Below are 24918 nucleotides of genomic sequence, written 5' to 3' on the forward strand. Positions count from 1 at the left end.
ATGAAAGAAATATTTATTAGGTTACTTTCGGGTTTACTATACGTTTCGCTACTAATTTTATCTTTAAATTTTGAACATTTATTAATAGCACTTTTCTTCATTTTTGGCTTAATCTGCATTGGGGAATTTAAAAAACTTATTCAACTTAAAAGTAATGTTCCTTTCATAATATTTATTATCATTTATATTGTTTTTGGCTTTTGGCAAACAGTTTTCAAGCTGAACGAGGGTTTAAATGAGGCCATTCAAATACTAATGGTAATATCAATATTTGTTGAATTGTTTTTAATCAAAGATTTGTTTTCTGAAAAAACCATTCCACTATTTGCCACTAAACGTTTTATTCTTACTACATTTTATTTATCAAGTTCTTTTGTGTTTTTAATACTAATTACTAATTATTATGAAAACTATAATCCTGATATATTATTAGGATCATTTATTTTAGTTTGGGTTAATGATTCGTTTGCTTATATAGTTGGAAAAAACTTTGGAAGACAAAAACTTTTTGAAAAAATATCACCTAAAAAAACAGTTGAAGGATTTTTGGGTGGCTTGTTTTTTTCATGTATTACCAGCTATTTTATTGCTACCTTTACAAATAGTTTAGATTTTACAAATTGGCTTATTTTAAGCATTATAATAAGTGTTTTTGGGACTTTAGGTGATTTGATCGAATCTAAATTTAAAAGACAGGCAAAGGTAAAAGATAGCGGTATTATAATGCCAGGGCATGGTGGGTTATTGGATAGATTAGATAGCATTGTTTTTGCTGCACCCTTTATTTATTTATTTTTAAGAATTTTACATTATGTTTCATAAAGAAGGCCGTAAAATTATAATTATAACATTTATTATTGTTATATCTGGATTTCTATTAGTAGATAATTTTATTAATATTATTTGGTTGAAAACCATTTTAATGACTCTTTTATTTACTTTTTTAATACTAATTCTTCAGTTTTTTAGAAACCCAAAACGTCACACATTATTTAATGAAACTCAAGTAATTTCACCTGTAGATGGAAAAGTTGTTGTTATTGAAGAAGTTTTTGAAAAAGAATACTTTAAAGAAAAAAGATTACAAGTAAGTGTTTTTATGTCACCCATAAATGTACATGTAACGCGTTACCCAGTTGGAGGGCATGTTATATTTAGCAAATACCACCCGGGTAAATACTTAGTAGCATGGCATCCCAAGGCTAGTGAAGAAAACGAGCGCACAACTGTCGTTGTTGAAAATGAAACTTATGGAAAAGTTTTACATAGACAAATAGCTGGCGCATTAGCAAAACGAATTGTAAATTATGCTAAACTTAACGATAAAGTAATTCAAGGAGGTGAATCTGGTTTCATTAAATTTGGGTCTAGAGTTGATTTATTTTTACCGTTAGAAACAAATATTAAAGTAACGCTTAATCAAAAAGTAAAAGGAGGCGAAACTGTTATTGCTGATCTTAATGAATAATGATATTTTAGACATAGAATTTCAACAAGCAGTTGCTCGCGTTAACGAACATACTGAGCCTTTTCCAGCAGATACTTTGCTAAAATTATACGCGTATTACAAAAAAGCAACTAACGATTATACTCGGCCAAGTAGTAAAAAACCAATAATTAATGCTTTTAAAACAAATGCACTTTTCCAAGCTAAAAATATTAGCGAAGACGAGGCTAAAAGAGCTTATATAGACTTAGTTAATAATTACTTTCTTTACAGAAAATAAAGTTTTATTATTTCTATTTTTAATGAAAAAATTAACTTTCTAATTTAGAATAACTAATTGATCACTATTTTTTTAATTCTAGCTTTTCAGCAAAATAATCACAAAAATCCTTCATTGTAGCTGTCATTCTTTCATCTTGAGTTGCTCTATTAAAAGTATCACTCATAGCTACCAATGTTTGATGAAAAAAAACTTTCATTTCATCAATAGGCATATCCTTAGTCCATAAATCTATCCTAAGTGTTTCTCTAGTTTTAGAATCCCATACTGCAAGCATCATGGCTTTGGCTTCTGCATTAGATATACCACCATCTTTAGCTGTCCAATGTAATGCTTCTGGAACTCGGTTTTCATCTAATTCAACATTTAGTTCTATTTTAGAAGTAATCTTATTTACCATTATTTTCGAGGTTTAAACTTTGAATTATTAAAAATTTCTTCACTACTTTTTATCAACATATCATTTAAAGGAACCTTATGTTCTTTCATGTAAGCACGAACAATTTGCCAACCTATATATTGCCCAACTCTTCCTGGTGAATTTGCATCAATATCTTCTAAAAAGAATTTAGAAAAAGGTGCCGAATTTATAAATCTACTTGGTAATTTAGAGTCTGTACTAAAAAGTAATTCACGCTCAACAAAATACCTCCAAATGTAAGCTTCATTATTTTTCACCCAATCTAATTGAGACTGAGAGTAACCAATACGCTCAGCGTCTGTTTTAAATGGAATTACAGCATCTTTAAAACAAAGTTCTTTACCAAAATAAATCATTTCATCCAATAAAGATTTTCTCTTTGGTTGATAAATGTATTTTTCGGCATAAGCCTGAGCTAAATCTACAACTACCTGTTTTTTGTCAAAGTTAGTTTTTAAATATACTGGAATATTATCATAAAAAGGATGTTCGCTTCCTAAATAAGTATCTAGAGCAATAACATCAATGCTATCAGTAATAATAACTTTACTCCTGTAATCAACATCATTAGTTGTTGTTATAACTCTGGGGACAATAAATTCTGGAAAATAATATTTTATATGATTAAATAAAGATTCTATTTCATTTTCAGTCTCATCAAAATCTTTGAAAACTTTATCTACTTCACTAAAAAGTTGAATTTGAAGGGTGTCTTGACTTTTAGCCAACCAAAATGAATCTTTAAACTTTTGAGAAAACATAAATGGATAAGCCGTTTTTAACTCAGGCAAACTCTCATCTGTCATGTTAGCAAAAAGTTTATCAAAACGTTCAATTTGAATCATAGTATTTATTACTGCTATTTCCTTTTCTAATAAATTTTCATTCTTACAAGAAACCGAGATAATAAGCAGAATCAATAATATTTTTGATTTCATATAAAACTTAAACGACATAAATTTTTATAAATTGAGCTGATAGCTTATTTTTGTTTACAAAGGTACTATTCTTAGATTTAAATTTATTTAAAATGCAGACAGAAAAAGTTGTAGAGTATATAGTTAATTGGTTAAAAGATTATGCAACAAATTCAGGAATGAAAGGTTTTGTTATTGGTATTTCTGGAGGTATTGACTCTGCTGTAACTTCCACACTTTGTGCAAAAACCGGTTTATCCCTTTTATGCTTGGAAATGCCTATCCATCAAGCGCAATCTCAAGTTAGTAGAGCATTAAATCATATCGAATGGTTAAAATCAAATTTTGATGATGTTAGTCTGACTCAAGTAAATTTAACACCCGTATTTGATAGTTTAGTTGATGCTTTACCAGCTGTTGAAGATGAAGCCAATAGATTTATGTCTTTAGCCAATACAAGAGCGCGTTTAAGAATGACCTCTTTATATTACTTTGCTGCTTTAGAAAAATATTTAGTTGCAGGCACAGGGAACAAAGTAGAAGATTTTGGAGTTGGTTTTTACACAAAATATGGTGATGGTGGAGTTGACCTAAGTCCAATAGCAGATTTATTAAAAACTGAAGTTTATACCATTGCAAAATATTTAGGAATAAATGAAGAAATAATTGACGCAGCTCCCACAGATGGCCTTTGGGGTGACGATAGAACAGATGAAGACCAAATAGGAGCTTCTTACCCAGAACTAGAGTGGGCCATGAAAATGGATTCTGACGGGAAGAGCGAAAATGATTTTTATGGAAGAGAAAAAGAGGTCTTTAAAATATATAAGCGTTTCAATAATGCTAATAAACACAAAATGCTCCCAATACCTATTTGCGAAATTCCTAATAACTTAATATAAATATTGTTAGATATTTAAAAAAACACTACTTTTATCTCTTTAGCTTAATCTCTCAAAAAAATTACTCCTAAGTAATTTAACTAAAGGCTTATTATTATGATAAAATTACTGATAGCAGATAATCATCCTATTACAAGAAAAGGTTTAGAAGTACTTTTTTCAGCTGCACCAAATATAAATATTGTTGGAAGTGTTGATGACGGTGATGCCATAATGGAGTTTATAAAAAGAAATCCTGTAGATATTATTTTAACTGAAACTGATTTCCCTAAACTGAATGGATTAACCGTTTTACGTTACTTAAAAAATGATTACCCAGATATTAAAACTATTATTTTTAGTGCACAACCTGAGGAAGTTTATGCTATAAATGCTTTAAAAGCTGGAGCTTCAGGTTATATTCATAAATCTGTGAACATTATTACTATAAACGAAGCTATTTTAAAAGTATATAATGGTGGAACCTATTTAAGTAGTAATTTAACAGATCAACTAGCTTTTGGAGTTAGAACAAACAAAAATGGTAGTTTTTACAAAAAACTGTCTACAAGAGAAGCTGAAGTTTTAAAACTCCTTACCGTTGGCAAAAAGAATAAGGAAATTTCGAAAGAGTTAAATATTAACGAAAAAACAGTTAGCACATACAAAGCACGTTTAATGCGTAAGCTTAAAGTTACTAATTTAGTTGACTTAGTCAATCAAGCGAAGCTTAATCAAGAATCATAGAACCCTATTTAGCTTTCTAGATAATAACATTTTCAAACCTGAATAATCTTTTACTTCTTCAAGTATATTTCTATTCGAGTCTATTTTATTATGTAATGTTTGTTGTTGAAATTCTTTAACTTTTTGATCAATTAAAAAACATCTTAAACTTAAAATGGTTTCACTAACTAATTGAGCAATATTGTTTTCTTTCACTTTAGGAAAAATATTCATCCGATTCCAGTTATCTAGGTTGTAACGCTCATCTTCCATTAGAATGGTAGTAATCTCATTTGCCATTTCTTGGCTTACTAAATTTACAAAATTTTTTAAATCAAAATCCGGATTTTGATTTAAAGTATCGATTATAGTATAATATAAGGTTTTAAAATTAGAGTTTGAAAACTCCATTTCATCATCTTGTAAATCTAAAAATACTTTCTCAAAAACTTTAGTTTGATGAATTACTGGCTCTAAAATCAACTCACCATTTTCATTTTCCTTTAAAACTAAATCCTCAAAATCTTCAGTCTTATTTCCGTAAAGCAATAATACTTCAATAATTTTTCTTTCTAAAACATATTGAACGTCTACTTTTTTTATAGGTTGTTGATTCTTTATAACTTCGAATACTTTTTGCTCGGATTGATATTGTTTATTATCGTCTTTAAACTCTTTTTTATTAATTTGAGCTAAGGTACTAAAAAGCACTTCCTCGCTAATATCCATAATTCGAGAACACTCTTGAATATAGATCTCTTTTTTTATACGGTCTGGTATTTTAGAAATACTATTTACAATATCTCTTACTGTTTCAGCCTTTTTGATTGGGTCATTTTTTGAATCTTCAAACAAAACAGATGCTTTAAATTGGATAAAATCTTTTGCATTATTCTCCAAATACAAAGTCAATTCTTGCAAGGTATTTTGTTTAGCAAAACTATCAGGATCTTCGCCTTCTGGAAACGGACAAACCTTTACATTCATACCTTGTTCTAAAATCAAATCGATACCTCTAAGAGAAGCACGCATACCTGCCGCATCACCATCAAAAAGAACTGTAATATTTTTTGTAAGACGATTAATAAGTCTTATCTGCTCAGAGGTTAACGCGGTTCCTGATGAAGAAACTACATTGGTTATTCCTGTTTGGTGAAATTGAATAACATCTGTATAACCCTCAACCAAATAGCAGTTATCTTCTTTAGCTATACTTTGTTTAGCATGATAAATCCCATAAAGTACTTTGCTTTTATGGTAAATATCACTTTCTGGTGAATTTACATATTTTGCTGCCTTTTTATCGTTTATCAAAATACGTCCACCAAAACCTAGCACACGACCACTCATGCTCTTTATAGGGAACATAACACGCCCTTTAAACCTATCAAAACGTTTATCTTCCCTAACTATAGTAAGTCCTGTTTTTTCTAAATAATCAACATTATAACCTTTTTTTAAAGCTTCATCAGTAAAAGCTTGCCACTCGTTTAAAGAATAACCTAAATCGAAAGATTTAATAGTTTTTTGAGTAAAACCGCGCTCCTTAAAATAGCTTAACCCAATAGACTTACCTTGATCTGTATTGTGCAATATTTTCTGAAAATAGGTGTTAGCAAACTCACTTACTAAATATAAACTTTCTCGCTCATCTGCTTTCTCTTTCTGTTCATTGCTTTGTTCTGTTTCTTCAAGCTCAATATTGTATTTTTTAGCTAAATATCTTATAGCTTCAGGATATGTAAAGTGTTCATGTTCCATTAAAAATGAAACGGCGGTTCCTCCTTTGCCTGTAGAAAAATCTTTCCAAATTTGCTTAACTGGAGATACCATAAAGCTTGGAGAGCGTTCGTCACTAAAAGGGCTTAACCCTTTGAAATTACTACCTGCTTTTTTAAGTTGTACAAAATCACCTATAACCTCTTCTACTCGAGCGGTTTCAAAAACTTGGTCTATGGATGAAGGTGATATCAATGAAGTTATTTTTTAGAATTGTAAATGTAATATAAACTATTGATTTTTTGAAATCAAAGAATTTCTGAATATCTATATAAAAAAAAGCCTGTCAAAAATGACAGGCTTCTTTGTAAGAAAAAATTTGAGTTAGTCTTTTTTCTTCTTTCTATCCTCTAATTTTTGAATGGTATCATACATTAAAGGTGTTGCTATAAATAATGATGAATATGTACCAACTATGATACCAACTATTAATGCAAACATAAAACCTCTAATTGAGTCTCCTCCAAAAATAAAAATTGAAAGCAATACCACTAAAGTAGTTGATGATGTATTTAGAGTACGTCCCAGAGTACTACTTAAAGAAACATCTACAACTTTTTCAAAATTCCAATTTGTATGCTCATTTAAATATTCTCTAATTCTATCAAATACGATTACTGTATCATTTAATGAATACCCAATAACCGTTAATATGGCGGCTATAAATGCTTGATCAATCTCCATACTAAAAGGCATAAACTTATATGTCAATGAAAAGACTCCAAGTACTAGTAAAACATCATGAAAAACTGCTGCAACTGCTCCCAATGAGAATTGCCATCTTTTAAAACGTAATAGAATATAAAGAAATACTACGATTAAAGACCCTAAAATCGCCCAAAATGAAGCCTGTTTAATATCATCAGCAATTGTTGGACTTACTTTATAATACTTCATTAATCCAACAGTTTTAGAATCTGCATCACTAATAAAATCATCATAAGAAACACCATCTAAGTGAGACTGCAATGCAGTATAAAGTTTTTTCCTGATAGCTTCGTCAACCTCAGCACCCGTTTCATTGACTTTGTATTTTGTAGTGATTTTTAATTGATTAGCATCACCAAAGGTCTTAGCATCAGCACTTCCAAACACTTCAGGTTTAGATAATACTCCTGTGATTTCAGATGCACTAATATCTTGAGCAAAGCGTACTTGATATGTTCTACCTCCAACAAAATCTACACCTTGATCTAAACTATTTGTAAATAAAGACCCTAAACTTAATAAAATGAACGTACCAGAAATAACATAAGCTAATTTACGTTTCTTTAAGAATTGAATATTTAAGTTTCTGAAAAGATTTTTTGTAATTGCTGTAGAAAACTGCAGTTTACCACCTCTATTCACATACCAATCTATTAATAATCTTGTAATAAATATAGCTGTAAATAACGATGTACCAATACCTATTAACAATGTTGTAGCAAATCCTTTAATTGGACCTGTACCAAATACGAATAAAATTAAAGCTGTTAAACCAGTAGTAATATTGGCATCTAAAATTGAAGATAATGCATTACTAAAACCATCCTGAATGGCTTCTTTTTGACCTTTACCTTTAGCTATTTCTTCTCGAATACGCTCAAAAATAATCACGTTTGCATCTACAGACATACCTATTGTCAAAACGATACCTGCTATACCCGGTAAAGTTAAAACTGCTCCTAAACCTGATAAAATACCAAAGATTAATAAGATATTTAATAACATAGCGATATCTGCAAAACCACCAGCTTTACCATAATAGAAAATCATCCAGATTAATACTAAAGCTAATGCAATTAAAAACGATTTTGTGCCACTATCAATTGCTTCCTGACCTAATGATGGTCCTACTACTTCACTTTGAATAATATCTGCTGATGCTGGTAATTTACCCGCACGTAATACGTTGGCTAAATCAATGGCTTCATTTAAAGTAAAATCCCCAGATATTGAAGAACTACCACCTGCAATAGGTCCTGTTGTTACACCAGGCGCTGAATATACTACATTATCTAAAACAATCGCGATTTGACTTCCTTGTGTAAAGGCATTACCAGTCATTTCCTCCCAAATCTTAGCACCTTTAGCATTCATTTGCATTGAAACTTCTGATTTTCCAGTTGGACCAAATTGATTACGAGCATCTGTTACCACAGCACCACTCAATTGAGGTGTTTCTTCTCTATTTCCGACTAAAGCATATAAATCAATTAATTCACTATTCTTTTCTGGTTTACCAAAAACAAACTTTACATAACGTTGTTCTGCAGGAAGTAAAGATCTTACTTCTGGCATATTTAAATAATCAAGAACCTTTTGTCTGTCTTTAATTTCAAACTTAGCTATGATTGGTCCACCTTGATAGCCACCACCTCTAATTAAATCAACTAAAGGACTTACAGTTGTAACAGCAGTTGAATCAGTTTCTGCATCACCTAACAAGTCATCAATTTGAGAATCTGTAGCATTTTCTTGATCTTCACTTTCAACTTCTGCAACATTGTTATTTTCAGTATCTACAATATCTTTTAAAATAGCATCTGCTTGATATAAAAAACCTATAAATTGTTCTCCTTTATAAGCATCCCAAAACTCTAATTGAGCGGTACTTTGTAGTAAAGACGTTGCTCTTTCCACATCTTTCACACCTGGTAATTCAACCAAAATGCGTCCAGAAGTTCCTAAACGTTGGATGTTAGGAGATGTTACACCAAACTCATCAATACGCTTACGTAATACTTCAAAAGCTGACACGATAGATTCATCAATTTTTGTGGCTATAATACTTTTTACTTCATCATCAGACATGCTTCCATCAATCTCACCATCTAATTCTTTAGTATAAAAAATATCTGGTGAAGCTAGTTTTGTATCTCCTTTAATAGCATCAAAAGCAATAAAGAAATCTTCTAAATACGTATTCTGGCTATTCTTTTGAAGCTCTGTAGCGTCATCTAAAGCCTTATTGAAAACAGGGTCTTTGGTATTATTAGCTAATCCTTTTAAAATATCTTTTACACTTACTTGTAGAATTACATTGATACCTCCTTTTAAATCTAGACCAAGATTCATAGCTTTAGTTTTCACTTCATTGTAAGTGAATTTTGCTATTCCAATATTAAAAACAGTATCAGTAGCTATTGATTGTAAATAATTAGCTTCTTCTTGACTGCGTTTTGCACGGTAATCGTCTTCATTATCAGCAATTTTACTAATTGCTATTTCTTCAGCATTTTTTTCTATTTGATTTGCTTTGAATGTGAATGACAATTGATAAATACTTACCAAGCCAAACAAAACAGCAAATAACTTTACTAGTCCTTTATTTTGCATTTTTATATTTTTTGAAGTCAAATTTTTAAAACGGGCAAATATATAATTTACCTTAGAATTTGACAATTTTTATGTTTAATTAAATTTTTATGTTTTATGTTGATGAAAATTATAAAAAGTGAAAAGTTATATTTTCACTTTAAATTTTAAGGAAGTTTAATTTGATTAAAAAACCTTTAGAATAGAGGTCCTGCCCTTACTTCTGGTATACTCTTGGAAGTATTATTAATTGTGAAGATAACATGTTGTGAAACTTTCAAAGCTAATTCGCTAACTGAATTAGTTTTAGATACCCAAGGATTGTTTAAAAATAATTTTGAATAAGAACTTAAAAAACGGTCGTTTTTATTTTCAAAATCTGGAACATTAACTCCGTTTAAATTCCAATCACTATCATTACCATTTTGAATTTCATAAACATCAATATTAAAACTGATAGAATCCTCTTGATTAAATGGTAAATCGCTTGAATTTTTATTTTGATTTGTAGTATTGAAATTAACCTCTAAAGTACAATCTTGTAAAAAAGTTTTTTTTATACTAGCAATGTTTATATCACTATAATAAACTATTTTCAGTTTACCATTTGTAGTTTTTTTCACCTTAACATTACTTACACCTAATGCTTGTAATTGTTGTTTTACAATTGTTGTAGTATTTTGAATTTCTTCGCTAGTTACGCCACTTTCTTCAAATTGTAATACAAGTTCTTGATTAGGCAAAACAGTTTGTTTTTGAGAAAAAATCCCAAAAATAGTAAGTATCAATACAAAAGCACTTATGTACCATTTTTTTATCATGTGCCAAATATAAAAAATAAAGACTGTATTTCTACAGTCTTTAGAATATTAATGACGTTATGCCATATTACATGCCCTCTAATTTAGTATAACCTTCAGGTGGTGTTAAATCAAAGATATCATCAGACACATCTTCTTTTTGTAGTTCTGTAACTTCAGTTATTACAGTCATATCCATTCCTTGCTGATTCATAGCCATCTCCATATACATAACAAAACCTTTTAATTTATCTCCTAACATCAAAGTTTCTTTAGTAAATACTGGTGCAATCTTTTCTGTAGTAAACATTTTCATTTTTAATTCAACACCATCTTGATTTATTGTAACTAATTGTTCTAGACAGTGGTAACCTAAAATTGTTTTGACCTCTGTTCCTTGTTCAATTTTAACGCCTTTAAGTATTTCATCATCTATTTTAGTAGTATTTGTCATATACTTTTTACCCATCATGCCATCCATAAGTGTAAGCGTTGTCATAGTTTCTGCATCAGAAATCACAGTAATATCACCTGTCATTGGATTAGACATTTCTGCACGAGATTTATTAGCTTTAAAGTAAGTTGTAGCAACTATATCACCCATCATATCTAATTGTGCTTGAACTTGTGCATTATCACTTTTAATACTTTGTTTGGTTATAATTTTACCTTCCGTAATGTTTTGTTGAGATACAGATACCAAACTTAATACGAATGCTAAACCTAATAATATTATTTTTTTCATTTTATGAATTTAAGATTAAATATTAATAAAAAGCCTTAATAACAAAGATTGATATTAAGGCTTTGAATTTTAAATATAATATAATCATTACAATAAATCGTTTGTTTTCCTAACACCCTCTGCACTTGCTTGCATATGTACTTTTTCAGGATCACTTAAAGGGATGTTAACAATACTTTCTATACCATTTTTACCTAAAATTACTGGCACACCAATACAAATATCATTTAACCCATACTCACCTTCTAACATTGTAGAACAAGGTACCATTTTCTTTTGATCGCAAGCAATGGCTTGAACCAATGCACTTACCGCAGCTCCTGGTGCATACCATGCAGAAGTTCCTAATAATTTTGTTAATGTTGCACCACCTACTTTAGTATCTTCAGATACTTGTTGTAAGCGTTGTTCACTTAAAAATTCAGAAACTTTAATACTATTTCTAGTAGCATGACTAGTTAAAGGAACCATACCAGTATCACTATGACCACCAACTACCATTCCATCAACATCACTAATTGGAGCTCCTAGGGCTTCAGCTAATCTATATTTAAAGCGTGCAGAATCTAATGCACCACCCATACCTATAATTCTGTTTTTAGGCAAGTTAGTTGATTTATGAACTAAATATGTCATGGTATCCATCGGATTACTCACAACTATAATAATTGTATTTGGAGATTGCTCTATTAAACTTGAAGCTACCGTTTTTACAATACTTGCATTAATACCAATTAATTCTTCGCGTGTCATTCCTGGTTTTCTTGGAATTCCTGATGTAATCACGCAAATATCACTATTTGCTGTTTTACTATAATCGTTAGTGATACCTGTAATTTTAGTATCAAAACCATTTAAAGATGCGCATTGCATTAAATCCATTGCTTTTCCTTCAGCATAGCCTTCTTTAATATCTAATAAAACGACTTCTGATGCAAAATTTTTAATAGCAATATACTCCGCACAACTTGCACCTACTGCTCCTGCTCCTACAACTGTTACTTTCATAAGTTAATTTTTATAATTTTAAATATTTAATCATTTTTTAAAATGAGTGTCTTAATTTAGCGCTAGAAATCTCTTGAAAAAAGGCTTCAAGAATATGATTTAAGTCATGCAAAACTACGAATTTATATCCTCTAAATAAAAAAAGTGCAAGATTAAATCTCGCACTTTTAAAACAAAAATTAAATATAAACTAACTAAAACTAAATATTAATTATGAAACAAATTATCTAAAACTAAAAGCAAATCCAGCTGATAATGTATTGTATTCTTGTAATGTATAATCGCCAAATATCTTAAAGAATCCAATATTTAGACGCATCCCTAATGTTGTTCTTAAACCGTTTCCATTAAAATTAAGATTAATGGGGTTGCTAATCGATTCATCAACTGTACCAATTTGGTTTCCATTATTATCTTCTAAGTCATAAGTAAGCGTATAATCTCCTTTCATTTTTATGGATGATTTTCCGTTGTTGTAACCAAGACCAGCGTATAAGGTTATAATCTTAAAATCTAAAGAACCTAAAGCCTGAACTGTCCAAGTATTCATTTTAAATTCAGCAGATCCATTATTTATAAAAATATTATCAGAAGCATTCTCATCCTCAATATTATAACGCACATTCATGTTCGTAAATGCAGCTAAGATAGATACACTCAAAGGCAGTTTTTCTAGTGGACCAAAATATTGCATTAAGTTATGCTGTAGCCCAATACCAATTAAATCAGTCTCAACTCCACCATCATCAAAGCTTAACTTAGGCACATATCTTACTTTCAAATCTGTTTTTGAAGGCAAGCCTAAACCAATCTGTACCATTGGTGTTGGAACAGCATTAATAGGTAAATCCCCTGTAATTCCTCCAGGCATTTCAAAACTTGCTACCTTAAATGAGTTGCCTTGATACGGCACTCTTATATCAACTGAAGTTTCTACATCATTACTACTCATTACAGTAGGCAATGTTGTTTCTCCGTTAGGAAGACTCGTAAATTGGTAGTCACTTGGTATAAATTGGAAGATTTCATCCTTTGTTGGAACAAAAGAAGCATTTAAACTAACTGTAAGGTCAAAACCAAACTTTTTATGGGTTTTTGCTGTGGTATACCAGCCTCCATTCATATTATACATAAGTCCATTCATTACTGGGCGAATATAATTCTCTGTAAGTTTACTTGCGTCATCCGCAGCCAATAATATACTTTCTAATTCTTGTGCTTTCGATACTTGAAAAGTAAGTACCAATATTAAAAATATTATGATTTTTTTCATTTTTTAAGATTTGGTTAAACAAAAATATAAAAAAAATCATACAATACAACTTTTTATCGTTAAAAAATGTATTTTAACGATTTTTTGGCGCTAAAAAACCCTGATATCGATATATCAGGGTTTTATAAAAGTTATTTAATAAACTCCCTTGGGGCAAGCCCACGAGGTATTAAATTCCAAAAAAATTAATAAAACTATTACGCATCAATATTTGCATAAATAGCATTCTTCTCAATAAAATCTCTACGTGGTGGCACTTCATCACCCATTAACATAGAAAATATTCTATCTGCTTCGATACCATTATCTATTTGAACCAAACGCATCGTTCTAAACTCAGGATTCATAGTAGTATCCCAAAGTTGTTCTGCATTCATTTCTCCTAAACCTTTATAGCGTTGTATTTTTGAACCCTCACCATATTCTTCAATAATTCCATCACGTTCTTTATCACTCCAAGCATATTGCTTTTTAGCTCCTTTACGAACAAGATATAAAGGTGGAGTTGCGATATAGATATGCCCAGCTTCAATAAGCTCTTTCATGTATCTAAAAAAGAATGTTAAAATTAAAGTTGCAATATGACTACCATCAATATCAGCATCACACATAATAACCACTTTGTGATATCTTAATTTAGACAAATTTAAAGCCTTACTATCTTCTTCTGTACCAATTGTAACTCCTAAAGCTGTGAAAATATTTTTAATCTCTTCATTCTCAAATACTTTATGAACCATTGCTTTTTCAACATTTAAAATTTTTCCTCTTAATGGAAGAATAGCTTGAAAAGCTCTATCACGACCTTGCTTTGCTGTTCCACCAGCAGAATCTCCCTCTACAAGAAACACTTCACATTTTGCAGGATCTTGCTCTGAGCAATCACTTAATTTCCCGGGCAATCCACCAATACTCATAACCGTTTTACGCTGAACCATTTCACGGGCTTTTTGAGCTGCATGACGTGCTTGTGCGGCTAGTATTACTTTTTGAACAATCGTTTTAGCATCATCTGGATGTTCTTCTAAATAATCGGTTAACATTTCAGAAACAGCTTGACTTACTGATGCAGACACTTCTCTATTTCCTAATTTAGTTTTAGTTTGACCTTCAAACTGAGGCTCTTGTACTTTTACAGAAATAATAGCAGTTAAACCTTCACGGAAATCATCACCAGCAATTTCAAACTTTAAGTTTTTTAAAAGACCGGATTCATCAGCATATTTTTTTAGAGTCATAGTCAATCCACGACGGAAACCTGATAAGTGTGTACCACCTTCATGAGTGTTAATATTATTTACGTATGAATGTAAATTTTCAGCATATGATGTATTGTAAACCATCGCAACTTCAACTGGAACTCCATTTTTCTCACCTTCAAAAGCGATAACATCCTTCATTAATGGCTCTCTGTTTCCATCTAAAAACTTAATAAATTCTTTTAAACCTTCTTCTGAATGAAATGTTTCACCTTCAAATGAGCCATCTTCTTTTTTTGAACGTTTATCAATTAAATGAATAGTAATGCCTTTATTTAAAAAAGACAACTCACGCAATCTACTTGCTAACGTATCATAACTATACTCAACTGTTTGAGTAAAAATGGTTGCATCTGGCTTAAAAGTTACTGTAGTACCTCTTTTATCGGTTTCACCAATTTGTTTTACTGGATACAATGCTTTACCACGCTCGTATTCTTGCTCGTAAACTTTACCATCTCTGTAAACAGTAGCACGTAAATGTTCTGATAAGGCATTTACACAACTTACACCAACTCCGTGCAAACCACCAGATACTTTATAAGAATCTTTATCAAACTTACCCCCTGCTCCAATTTTGGTCATTACAACTTCAAGTGCAGAAACGCCTTCTTTTTTGTGTAAATCTACAGGAATACCGCGTCCATCATCTTCAGTAGTTATAGAATTATCTTCATTTATTATTACTGTAATATTATTACAATGACCAGCTAATGCTTCATCAATAGAGTTATCTACGACCTCATAAACTAAATGGTGTAAACCTCTTGTTCCCACATCACCAATATACATGGATGGACGCATGCGCACATGCTCCATACCTTCTAATGCCTGGATACTATCTGCCGAGTAATTATGCTTGTTAAATTCTTCTTTAGGTTCGCTCATATTATTATTTATTTTAAATTTAGTTTGATTGAAAATCACAAAAAAAGATGCTTAAAAGCATCCTTCTGAATACAAACAAATATAGGAAATTATCATGCCTTTAAAAAGCTTTTCACCGACTCGTTAATAAAATTATCAACATTTGTTAATTACTAAAAAGTGTCTTAAATCAACTAAAAAGCGTCTTAAAATAGATTTTAGTTTTTTTTAATAAGTTTTAAAATGAATAAATTTTGAAAATTGCTTAAAACTCATTTATTCCATTTTCAAATTCTAATTTCCTTATCCAAAAACAACATTTTTTTACTTTTTTAAATTGGTATTTAAAAAAATAAAATGCGCATAAAAGGAAAATCTACACACAAAAGCTAAAAACCAACAAATTAACTTTAAGTTTTTTAATAATTTGATAATTGTAAGCCACGATATTATAAAAATAGTGTTTGGTAGATTTTTTCTGCTTATATTTGAGCAGAATCAAAATGAAATGAATAATAACAACAACAATAATTTCAATAATCCTAATTATTAGGACAGGAAGGTTATTGTTTTAAAATATATAAAGCCTTCCAAATTGGAAGGCTTTTTTTTGTAAATAAAAATTTGAGACATGAGTAAAATGATGACAGTAGATGTATTGTCTAGTATTAAAGGCGCACAACCAAGTGAGGCAGTAAATAAATTATTTGATGTAATTAAAAATGCACAAACATCAAATAACAAAGCTTTTAATAATATCCAACAAAATTATATGTCTATAAATGATTTAAGAGATGATATTGTTTATGAAAGTTCTGAAATGGAAAAACAAATCATAATTGAAAATTTCCCAAAAGAAAAGAAAGGTTATTTAGTAGTTTCTAAAGTTATAGAAGAATAATTATGAACTCACAAATACAAAAAATTCATCAACAACTGGTGAACAAAGAAATTTCTTGTAAAAATTTAATTCAAGAGAAGCTAGAATTCCTCAAAGCAAATACTTACAATACAGTAAATTCTTTATTAGAAACATTAGCTCTGGATTTAGCAGCTAAAGTAGATGTTAAAATAGCAAACGGAGAAACTATTGGGTTATTGGAAGGTATTCCTTTTGGAATTAAAGATGTGTATATGGTTCAAGGAACCTACACAACGGCGAGTTCAGAACTACTTAAAAATTACAAAGCAGCTTACACAGCAACGGCCATTCAAAAATTATTGGATGCTGGAGCCATCCCAATAGTAAAAGAAAATTGCGATAGTTTTGGACATGGATCATCTAGTGAAAACACCATTTTTGGAGCAGTTAAAAATGCCATAAATCCTGATTTAGTTGGTGGTGGTTCAAGTGGTGGCTCTGCTGTTAATGTTGCTAAAGATTATACAGTATTTTCTATTGGTGGAGATACAGGTGGCTCTGTGAGACAACCCGCAGGTTATAACCATGTGTATGGATTAAAACCAACATATGGACGTATTTCACGTTTTGGTTTGATAGCATACACATCTTCTACAGATTGCGTTGGCCCAATTGCAAAATCAGTTGAAGACATTCGTATTGTTTTGAATGCGATAAGTGGTAAAGATGTTAAAGATCAAACTACTTTCGCTTCCGCAGAAATTAATGAAGTTTCAATTTTAAATTCTAACGAAATCAAAACTATTGGATTCTTTAAAAACTTTATTGAAAGCGAGGCTATTGAATCTAAAATTAAAGCTGATTTTTTAACTTCCATTGAGAAAATAAAATCAAAAGGCATTAAAGTAAAAGAGCTCGATTTCTTTAAATCTGATATTCTAGTTTCAACATATTATACATTAGCTATGGCAGAAACCGCCTCTAACCTTTCACGATTAGATGGTTCTAACTATGGCAATCGTATTGAAGATAAAAACCTAAAAGAATCCTACGCTATAACACGCTCTGAAAATTTTTCTGAAGAAACCAAACGACGTATTGTTGGTGGCAACCAAGTTTTATCTCAAGGGTTTTCAGATGAAATTTACTTAAAAGGTTTAGCGCTTCGTGACGCAATTTCCGAGAATTTTGAAAAAGATTTTAAAGAGGTTGATATCATTCTTTCACCAGTTACACCAGGTAGACCACCAAAAATTGGCGACAGTTTAAAAGACCCCCACGCTATGTATTTAAGTGATGTTTATACAGTGGGGTTTAGCTTGGGCCAATTACCAACATTAACAATCCCGCAAGGAACTGAAACTGGCATACAAATTACAGCTGCTAAAAATAACGATGAACTTGTTTTGAAGTTTGCTAACTTCTTAAAAGATACGATATAATGGAATTGGAACAATTAGATGCGGCATTAAAAGCCAACGATTTAGAGTTAGTAATAGGACTAGAAACTCATGTTAGATTGAATACAAAAACCAAGTTATTTTGCTCTTGCCCAAATCAAGAAATAGATTTACCAAATCACAATATTTGTTCGGTATGTACAGGACAAATGGGTGTATTGCCAGCTATAAATAAAGAAGCTATTAATAAAGCAATTTATTTTGGGAAAGCGGTGAAATCTTCGTTTAGTAACGAAGTGATTTCATGGGACAGAAAACATTATGAATACCCTGATAACCCAAAAAACATTCAGATAACACAGTTTCAAAATCCAATTATTCCAGACGGTCAAGTATCGTGTTTCCGCAATGATGGTTCTCAATTTACAGTTAATCTAACTCAAGTTCACATTGAAGAAGATGCCGCAAAATTAATACACGAGAAAACAATATCCTTAGTAGATTTTAATAAAGCAGGTGTTCCTTTAATTGAAATTGTTACAGAACCTTGTATTCGGCATATTGAGGATGCATCAACGTATGCGCAATATATTCAGCGTATTGTTCAAAATTTAAAAATATCTGAAGCTAACCTCGAAAAAGGCGAATTTAAATCAGATGTTTCCGTATCACTTCGTAAAAAGCATAGTTATTCCTTAAATCCTCGAACTGAGATTAAAAATTTGAACTCGTTTAAGTTTATAGTAGATGCTCTAAAAGAAGAAGTTGAAAAACAACTAAATTATTACATAGATCATAAAGAATTTAGACCAGATCAAACTACGGTTTTATGGGATGCTGATTTAAAGCAAACCAAAACCATGCGCAAAAAAGAATTTGAAGCTGATTATCGTTTTATTTCTGAGCCTGATTTACCTTTTATAAACATTAGAACTGCTATTGAAGCTATACAAATTGATAGTAAAACACTTCCTTTTGCTGTGGAGTCTATTTTGATAAATGGTGGTGTATTACCACAAGACGCCAAGTTTTTTACTGCAGATTCTTTACGCTCTAGCACTTTTGTTGCTATAAATAATGTAATAAAAGACCCATCATTTGTAGCTAAAACATTAGTAAATAATATTGGAGCAGATGAGTATGGAGAAATTCATAGAATTGAACATCTTATTGAAATATTCCAATTATTCAAAGAAGAAAAAATAACATCTGTATTAGTTCAAAATGCGATTACTTCCTACTTAAAAGATAGATCGTTCGATTATAACGCCTATTTTGAGGAGAACACCATTTCTGAAGAAAAAATTTACGAAGCTATAGCAAAAGTAATTTTAGAAAATGAAGTAATTGCAAATGAAATTAAAGAAGGAAACCAAGGAAAAGCTGGTATTTTAGTTGGAAAAGTCATTGCTGTTATTGGCAAGGGTGCTTCCGGAAAAGTAATTCGTGAAGGTGTTTTAAGTCAGTTAGCCGCAAACTCTACAGAAAAATATATTGTTGAAAATGTAAAAACGAAATCAGAAAGCTTAACCACTACTAAAAAAGAACAAGAAGAAGTTTTACCTCAAATCCCTATCATTGTTAAAGAGGAGTATAGAACCCATTTAATCAATACAATTTCAGAAGCAAACATTTCTGAAAAGGTAACTTTTGCAGGTTGGGTTTCAAGTGTTCGAGATCATGGTGAACTCATTTTTATTGACTTACGCGATTCTAGTACAGAGGTTTTTCAAGTACGATTAAGCAGAGAATCATTCCCGAATTTAAATGACCTTGTAAAACTAAAACCAGAATCGGTAATTACCGTAACTGGAACAATTGTTCAGCGAAAAGAAGACGATTATAATGCTGCCTTACGAACTGGAACTATCGAATTGGAGGCTAATAGTTTAGATATCCTAAACCTATCCAAAACACTTCCTTTTGAGATTAAAAGAGCTACCAAAACTAACGAAAATACACGTTTTCAATACAAGTTCTTAGATCATAGAAATGATGATGTTAGAAGAGTTATTGTAAACCGCCATAAAGTTATTAAGTTACTTCGTGATATATTAGATGAAGAAAATTTCTTAGAAATTGAAACCCCAATTTTAAGTGCCGGAACTGATGAAGGAGCAAGGGAATTTATTGTACCGTCAAGAAAACAAGCTGGTGCATTTTACACTTTACCACAAGCACCTCAACAATTTAAACAAATGTTGATGGTAAGTGGCTATGAAAAATATTTTCAGATTGCACGTTGCTTTAGAGACGAAGATTCTCGTGGCGATAGACAACCTGAATTTACACAATTAGACATTGAAGTTGCTTATGCGAGCATGCAACAAATCATCGATTTAAACACTAAAATGTTTAACGAAGTGGTTAAAAAAGTATACGGCAACAAATGGATATTACATCCTTTTGAAGTAATTACCTATCAAGATGCTATGGATTTTTACGGCTGTGACCGACCAGATTTACGTTTTGGTTTAAAACTTCAAAATATCACCAATATTGTAAAAGAAACAAGTTTCCAAGTATTTAGCAAACCCATTGAAGAAGGTGGTGTTGTAAAATGTATTAAAGCCTCAGCCAAAGAGCAAGGAAAAAAACGATTATCCAAAGGGCAAATTGAAAAACTTACAGCTATTGCTCAGCAACACGGGTTGGGTGGTTTAGCTTATATCATTGTAAATGAAAACGATTTACAATCACCTATTATAAAATTTTTAGGGGAAGATATAGCTGCAGGAATTATTGAAGCTACAAACGCTAAAGTTGGTGATATTGTATTTTTCTCTGCTTCTGATTATGCAACTGCCAACAAAGCCTTGGATGCTGTTAGGCAAGAGCTTGGTAAAATGTTACATTTAATAAATGCTAAAGAATTACGCCCCGCTTGGATAGTTGATTTCCCAATGTTTGAAAAAACAGATACTGGCAAATGGACATTTACCCACAATCCATTCTCAATGCCTGCAGTTTACGATATAGATAAACACATGCATGGTAAAGAAGAAGAAATTGGAAGCATTATAGCACAACAATACGATTTAATCCTTAATGGTTACGAAATTGGTGGTGGCTCAGTTCGTGCTCACAAACCTGAAATTCTAGAAGCCACTTATAAAAATATGGGCTACACCAAAGAGGAAATGCTTAAAAGTGTAGGCACCATGTATAAAGCATTCCATTATGGAGCACCACCACATGGTGGTATTGCTTGGGGGGTGGATAGATTGATGATGATTTTAGAGAAAAAAGTATCAATTAGAGAAGTCATGGCATTCCCTAAAACAGGCACCAGTGACGATTTATTATTTGGTGCACCAACGCTTCTTTCTGATAAAAAAGTTGAAGAAATGAACGTTAAAATAATAAAAAAATAAAATTTAAAATTGAAATATTTAAAAAGCTTTAGGATTATCTAAAGCTTTTTTTTACAAATTAAAGATTAGTAAATTACAGAATTAAAAAATCTTAAATTAAATTAGCATTCTAAATCTTTTTTTAAAGTTTTAAATCAAAATTTAATGCAAAATCTTAAATACATTTTCTTATTAATTGTTTTTAATTCTTTTTCTCAGCCTAATTGGCAGGTACTAACTAATGTTTCATCAAACATAAACAATCAAAGATTTGATGATATTTTCTTTCTTGATGAAAATATTGGTTGGGCTGCAAATGGATTTTATGCTGCAGTCTACAAAACGCTTGATGGCGGAGAAACTTGGACACAACAATTAAATGAAAGTATGTTAGGAGGTAATTATTATTTCAGAAATATTGAATTCCTTGATGAAAATATTGGTTTTTTAGGCACGTTAAATGGGGAATTTTTCAAAACTACTGATGGCGGTGATAATTGGACGGAAGTAACTAACATAAACCCAAATCCTTCAGCTATTTGTGGTTTAGATGCAGTAGGAACATCAACCATTTATGGATGTGGTGCTTATTTTACACCTGCGCACATTATAAAATCCTTAGATAGTGGAGCAACTTGGCAATACATTGATATGTCTGCGTATGCCAATGCTCTAGTAGAAATTTATTTTTTAACAGAAAATATAGGTTTTGCTAGTGGCAGAAACTCTAATGGCGCTACAATACTCAAAACAACTGATGGTGGAACTAATTGGAATGAAATTTATAACTCGAATATTGTTGGAGAATATGTTTGGAAACTTCAAATTTTAGATAACAATACCGATGTTATCTTTGGATCGATAACTGCGGTAACTCCCAATCCTGGGAAACTAATTTCTACTTCGGATGGTGGTATAAATTGGAATAGTTACAATGCACCAGAAACTGATATTCAAGCTGTTGGTTTCATTTCTGAAACTCATGGGTGGATGGGTGGTCACACCACAGGTGTTTATGAAACATTAGATGGTGGTATTAGTTGGACGAATTTAAACGTTGGCAATAATTTGAATAAAATTTTTATTGTAAATTCAACATTAGCTTATGCAACTGGCACATCACTTTATAAGTTTTCAAATACTACTTTAAGTACTGATTTTACTGTTGAAGCTAACCGAACAGCGTTACAGGTCACTTTAAAAAACAATCCAATATCAACAACTTTAGAGTTTAGTATAGATTTTGATTCTAGCGACAATATCATGATTGAATTATACGATTATAATGGAAAATATATCAGGCAACTAGCACTCGAAGAAATTCAAACAAAAATAAATAAAACATATCGTTTTAATGTTGAAGAATTATCTGCTGGCATTTTTTTTATCAATTTTCATAATAACACCGGAAGACAATCTTTAAAATTTATTAAAAAATAAATTTTAACATAACACAAAAATTTTTTATGAGAACTTTAAGATTAATTAAACTTAACTTTATAAATTCTAAACACAAAAATAAACACATGAAAAAATCAACACTTTTAACAAGCATTGCTTTTACATTTATAATGCTTTTAACTATGAATGTAAACGCACAAAAATTTGCAGACCTGGATAAAAGTCCCATGGATGCCGCATCATTTCCATCTAGTTATAAGGAATCAAATAAACTTATAAAAATAGTTTATGGAAGACCTCTACTAAAAGGTAGAAACTTAAGTGATTTAGCACCAAACGGTAAAGTTTGGAGAACAGGGGCCAATGAAGCTGCAGAATTAACACTTTATACAGACATGAAATTAGGTGAAACTACTGTTAAAGCAGGAACTTATACTTTTTATTTAATTCCTGGTGAAGCTGAATGGACTGCTATTATTAATACAGATTTAAACGTTTGGGGTTCTTATTTTTACAAAGAAGCTAATGATGTTGCTAGATTATCTGTTCCGGTAACTTCTGGAGAATCGTTAGATGCCTTTTCTATAGTTTTTGAAGAAGCTGATGGAGGTGTACACATGCATTTAGGTTGGGGTACTGCAAGAGTAGCTGTGCCTTTTACAAAATAAATTACATCCTTTTACTAGAAAAAAACGCCTTAAAATATTAAGGCGTTTTTTTTATGGAATATTTAAATACTTGTGTGTTTGTAATGATACTTTCCACTTTGGGTTTTTCATCACATAATCTACAATTTCTGGTACAACTTTGTCACGTTTACTCCACTCGGGTTGTAAATATAAAATACACTTTTCATTAACTTTAGCGGCTTGTTCTTCTGCAAAACGAAAATCATCTTTATTGTAAATAATCACCTTAAGTTCATGGGCTTTATCATAAACTTCTTTTATGGGAAGTTTCATTTTTTTGGGCGATAAACATATCCAATCCCAAGTTCCTGTTAGCTTATATGCCCCAGAAGTTTCAATGTGTACTTGTAGATTTTGCACCTTCAATTGATTAGTTAAAGCTGTCATATCCCACATTAAAGGCTCTCCACCAGTCACAACGATGGTATCACTGTACTTTTTAGCATTATCTACTATTTTATATATGTCTGTTGGTGGATGCAAATTAGCATTCCAACTTTCTTTAACATCGCACCAATGACAACCAACATCGCAACCACCAATGCGAATAAAATAGGCAGCTGTTCCTTTATGAAATCCTTCACCCTGTATGGTATAAAATTCTTCCATCAATGGCAACATTTCTCCCTTATCAACTAATAATTGTAGCTCTTTATTCATAGTCTACAAAGATACATTTTCCTTGATTGTTTCATACCATTTTGATTTACAATTTGATTTTGTTAAATTTGCATCAAATTAATAAATAGCTAAAAACTCTCAAGTCTCTCACAAATGAAAAAAATAGCCTATTTAATAATGCTCTTTTTTGCATCGCATTATTATGTTTCAGCGCAAGTAGGTGTTGGAACCACAAACCCAGACGCATCATCAATTTTACATGTTGAATCTACAGACAAAGGAATTCTAGTACCTAGACTTACTGATGCACAAGAAATGGCACTTGTAAATCCAGCCACCGGTCTATTGATTTATAATACGGATTGTAAAGAATTTAGATTTAACAGAGGAACTCCTGGCTCTCCAAATTGGTTAAAAACATCTAGAAAAATATCAGTAAAATGTAGTAACAACGCTGCTGACACTTCAGTAAATGTGAATTCTAACTCTGTAATAAATGCACCAATAATAAGCACTATTAATTGGAATGATGATACATCTGTTTTTACAGTAAATACTGCAACAAACACGATTACTATAACAGAGGAAGGAAGGTACAGAATTAGTATTAATGCTTCTTTATCAACTAATTCAGCAACGGACAGACTAACACCTGAGATGTGGATTCGTATTAATGGCACACAACGTGGTTCGTATTCATCAACAGGTTATATTAGAACAAATAATGGGCATAATGAAAGTTCGCTTCATTTAACTGAAGTTTTTGAGTTAAATGCCAACGATGTTATTTCAGTAGCTATTGTAAGAACAGCTAGTAACGGCACTGTTAACTTAAGATCCGATGGTTCATCAAACATATACATAGAGAAAATATAATTAAACTTTTTAA

The 24918-nt window shown here is 31.1% G+C and carries 21 protein-coding genes; 11 read left to right on the forward strand and 10 right to left on the reverse strand.

The features are described from left to right. The 3 genes from AC1XJX_RS07230 to AC1XJX_RS07240 are packed head-to-tail and all read left to right on the forward strand — an operon-like array spanning window position 1 to window position 1727. On the forward strand, window positions 1-822 hold the full coding sequence (locus AC1XJX_RS07230) for a phosphatidate cytidylyltransferase (protein WP_482003303.1): 822 nt from the start codon (window positions 1-3) through the stop codon (window positions 820-822). Beyond that, complete coding sequence (locus tag AC1XJX_RS07235; RefSeq protein ID WP_482003304.1) at window positions 812-1468, forward strand: phosphatidylserine decarboxylase family protein; 657 nt, start codon at window positions 812-814, stop codon at window positions 1466-1468. Before AC1XJX_RS07230 ends, AC1XJX_RS07235 begins: the two co-directional genes overlap by 11 nt. Further along, a complete protein-coding gene (locus AC1XJX_RS07240; RefSeq protein WP_482003305.1) occupies window positions 1461-1727 on the forward strand; it encodes an acyl-CoA-binding protein in 267 nt (88 codons plus the stop codon). Before AC1XJX_RS07235 ends, AC1XJX_RS07240 begins: the two co-directional genes overlap by 8 nt. A 64-nt stretch (window positions 1728-1791) precedes the next feature. On the opposite strand, the gene gldC is transcribed toward AC1XJX_RS07240, so the two are convergent. Continuing rightward, the gene (gldC, locus tag AC1XJX_RS07245) at window positions 1792-2127 is read right to left on the reverse strand and encodes a gliding motility protein GldC (RefSeq protein ID WP_482003306.1); all 336 of its coding nucleotides are present in this window, start codon (window positions 2125-2127) and stop codon (window positions 1792-1794) included. Next, window positions 2127-3086: a gliding motility lipoprotein GldB gene (gene gldB / locus AC1XJX_RS07250; RefSeq protein ID WP_482003307.1), complete on the reverse strand. Its 960-nt coding sequence runs from the start codon at window positions 3084-3086 to the stop codon at window positions 2127-2129. Before gldB ends, gldC begins: the two co-directional genes overlap by 1 nt. Before the next feature lie 92 nt (window positions 3087-3178). On the opposite strand from gldB, the gene nadE reads away from it, so the two are divergent. Together nadE and AC1XJX_RS07260 are read left to right on the forward strand one after the other, a co-directional pair. Continuing rightward, entirely contained in the window at window positions 3179-3967 is a 789-nt protein-coding gene (gene nadE, locus AC1XJX_RS07255; protein WP_482003308.1) for an NAD(+) synthase, read from the forward strand. Between the two features lie 96 nt (window positions 3968-4063). Beyond that, the gene (locus tag AC1XJX_RS07260; RefSeq protein ID WP_482003309.1) at window positions 4064-4693 is read left to right on the forward strand and encodes a response regulator; all 630 of its coding nucleotides are present in this window, start codon (window positions 4064-4066) and stop codon (window positions 4691-4693) included. Here the strand turns inward: AC1XJX_RS07260 and dnaG are convergent. The 7 genes from dnaG to gyrB all read right to left on the reverse strand — a co-directional run bounded on the left by dnaG (window position 4688) and on the right by gyrB (window position 15724). Then, a complete protein-coding gene (gene dnaG / locus AC1XJX_RS07265; RefSeq protein ID WP_482003310.1) occupies window positions 4688-6646 on the reverse strand; it encodes a DNA primase in 1959 nt (652 codons plus the stop codon). The genes AC1XJX_RS07260 and dnaG overlap by 6 nt on opposite strands. Window positions 6647-6775: 129 nt before the next feature. After that, entirely contained in the window at window positions 6776-9772 is a 2997-nt protein-coding gene (gene secDF, locus AC1XJX_RS07270; protein ID WP_482003311.1) for a protein translocase subunit SecDF, read from the reverse strand. Window positions 9773-9948: 176 nt separating this feature from the next. Next, window positions 9949-10572: a hypothetical protein gene (locus tag AC1XJX_RS07275; protein ID WP_482003312.1), complete on the reverse strand. Its 624-nt coding sequence runs from the start codon at window positions 10570-10572 to the stop codon at window positions 9949-9951. Between the two features lie 67 nt (window positions 10573-10639). Beyond that, the gene (locus AC1XJX_RS07280; protein ID WP_482003313.1) at window positions 10640-11296 is read right to left on the reverse strand and encodes a hypothetical protein; all 657 of its coding nucleotides are present in this window, start codon (window positions 11294-11296) and stop codon (window positions 10640-10642) included. An 87-nt stretch (window positions 11297-11383) separates the two neighbouring features. Continuing rightward, window positions 11384-12304 carry a malate dehydrogenase gene (gene mdh / locus AC1XJX_RS07285; protein ID WP_482003314.1) on the reverse strand — a complete coding sequence of 307 codons (921 nt, stop codon included), beginning with the start codon at window positions 12302-12304 and terminating at the stop codon, window positions 11384-11386. A gap of 223 nt (window positions 12305-12527) precedes the next feature. Next, window positions 12528-13577, reverse strand: coding sequence for a DUF6588 family protein (locus tag AC1XJX_RS07290; protein ID WP_482003315.1), 1050 nt, complete (start codon window positions 13575-13577; stop codon window positions 12528-12530). Window positions 13578-13774: 197 nt separating this feature from the next. Then, entirely contained in the window at window positions 13775-15724 is a 1950-nt protein-coding gene (gyrB, locus tag AC1XJX_RS07295) for a DNA topoisomerase (ATP-hydrolyzing) subunit B (RefSeq protein ID WP_482003316.1), read from the reverse strand. A 610-nt stretch (window positions 15725-16334) separates the two neighbouring features. On the opposite strand from gyrB, the gene AC1XJX_RS07300 reads away from it, so the two are divergent. The 5 genes from AC1XJX_RS07300 (at window position 16335) to AC1XJX_RS07320 (ending at window position 23387) form a co-directional block, all read left to right on the forward strand. Then, entirely contained in the window at window positions 16335-16604 is a 270-nt protein-coding gene (locus tag AC1XJX_RS07300) for an Asp-tRNA(Asn)/Glu-tRNA(Gln) amidotransferase subunit GatC (protein WP_482003317.1), read from the forward strand. A 2-nt stretch (window positions 16605-16606) separates the two neighbouring features. Next, a complete protein-coding gene (locus AC1XJX_RS07305) occupies window positions 16607-18007 on the forward strand; it encodes an amidase family protein (RefSeq protein ID WP_482003318.1) in 1401 nt (466 codons plus the stop codon). After that, a complete protein-coding gene (gene gatB/aspS / locus AC1XJX_RS07310; RefSeq protein WP_482003319.1) occupies window positions 18007-21339 on the forward strand; it encodes a bifunctional amidotransferase subunit GatB/aspartate--tRNA ligase AspS in 3333 nt (1110 codons plus the stop codon). The genes AC1XJX_RS07305 and gatB/aspS overlap by 1 nt, the downstream gene beginning before the upstream one ends. Before the next feature lie 144 nt (window positions 21340-21483). Beyond that, window positions 21484-22758: a YCF48-related protein gene (locus tag AC1XJX_RS07315; protein ID WP_482003320.1), complete on the forward strand. Its 1275-nt coding sequence runs from the start codon at window positions 21484-21486 to the stop codon at window positions 22756-22758. 86 nt (window positions 22759-22844) lie between these two features. Continuing rightward, complete coding sequence (locus AC1XJX_RS07320) at window positions 22845-23387, forward strand: DUF2911 domain-containing protein (protein WP_482003321.1); 543 nt, start codon at window positions 22845-22847, stop codon at window positions 23385-23387. Window positions 23388-23438: 51 nt separating this feature from the next. Here the strand turns inward: AC1XJX_RS07320 and AC1XJX_RS07325 are convergent, their stop codons facing one another. Further along, window positions 23439-24068 (reverse strand): 7-carboxy-7-deazaguanine synthase QueE, encoded by a 630-nt coding sequence (locus AC1XJX_RS07325; protein ID WP_482003322.1) that lies wholly within the window; start codon window positions 24066-24068, stop codon window positions 23439-23441. A gap of 114 nt (window positions 24069-24182) precedes the next feature. Here AC1XJX_RS07325 and AC1XJX_RS07330 point away from each other — a divergent pair, with 114 nt between their 5' ends. Next, on the forward strand, window positions 24183-24905 hold the full coding sequence (locus AC1XJX_RS07330) for a hypothetical protein (RefSeq protein ID WP_482003323.1): 723 nt from the start codon (window positions 24183-24185) through the stop codon (window positions 24903-24905). Window positions 24906-24918: the final 13 nt, after the last annotated feature.

Source organism: Flaviramulus sp. (genome assembly GCF_982512915.1).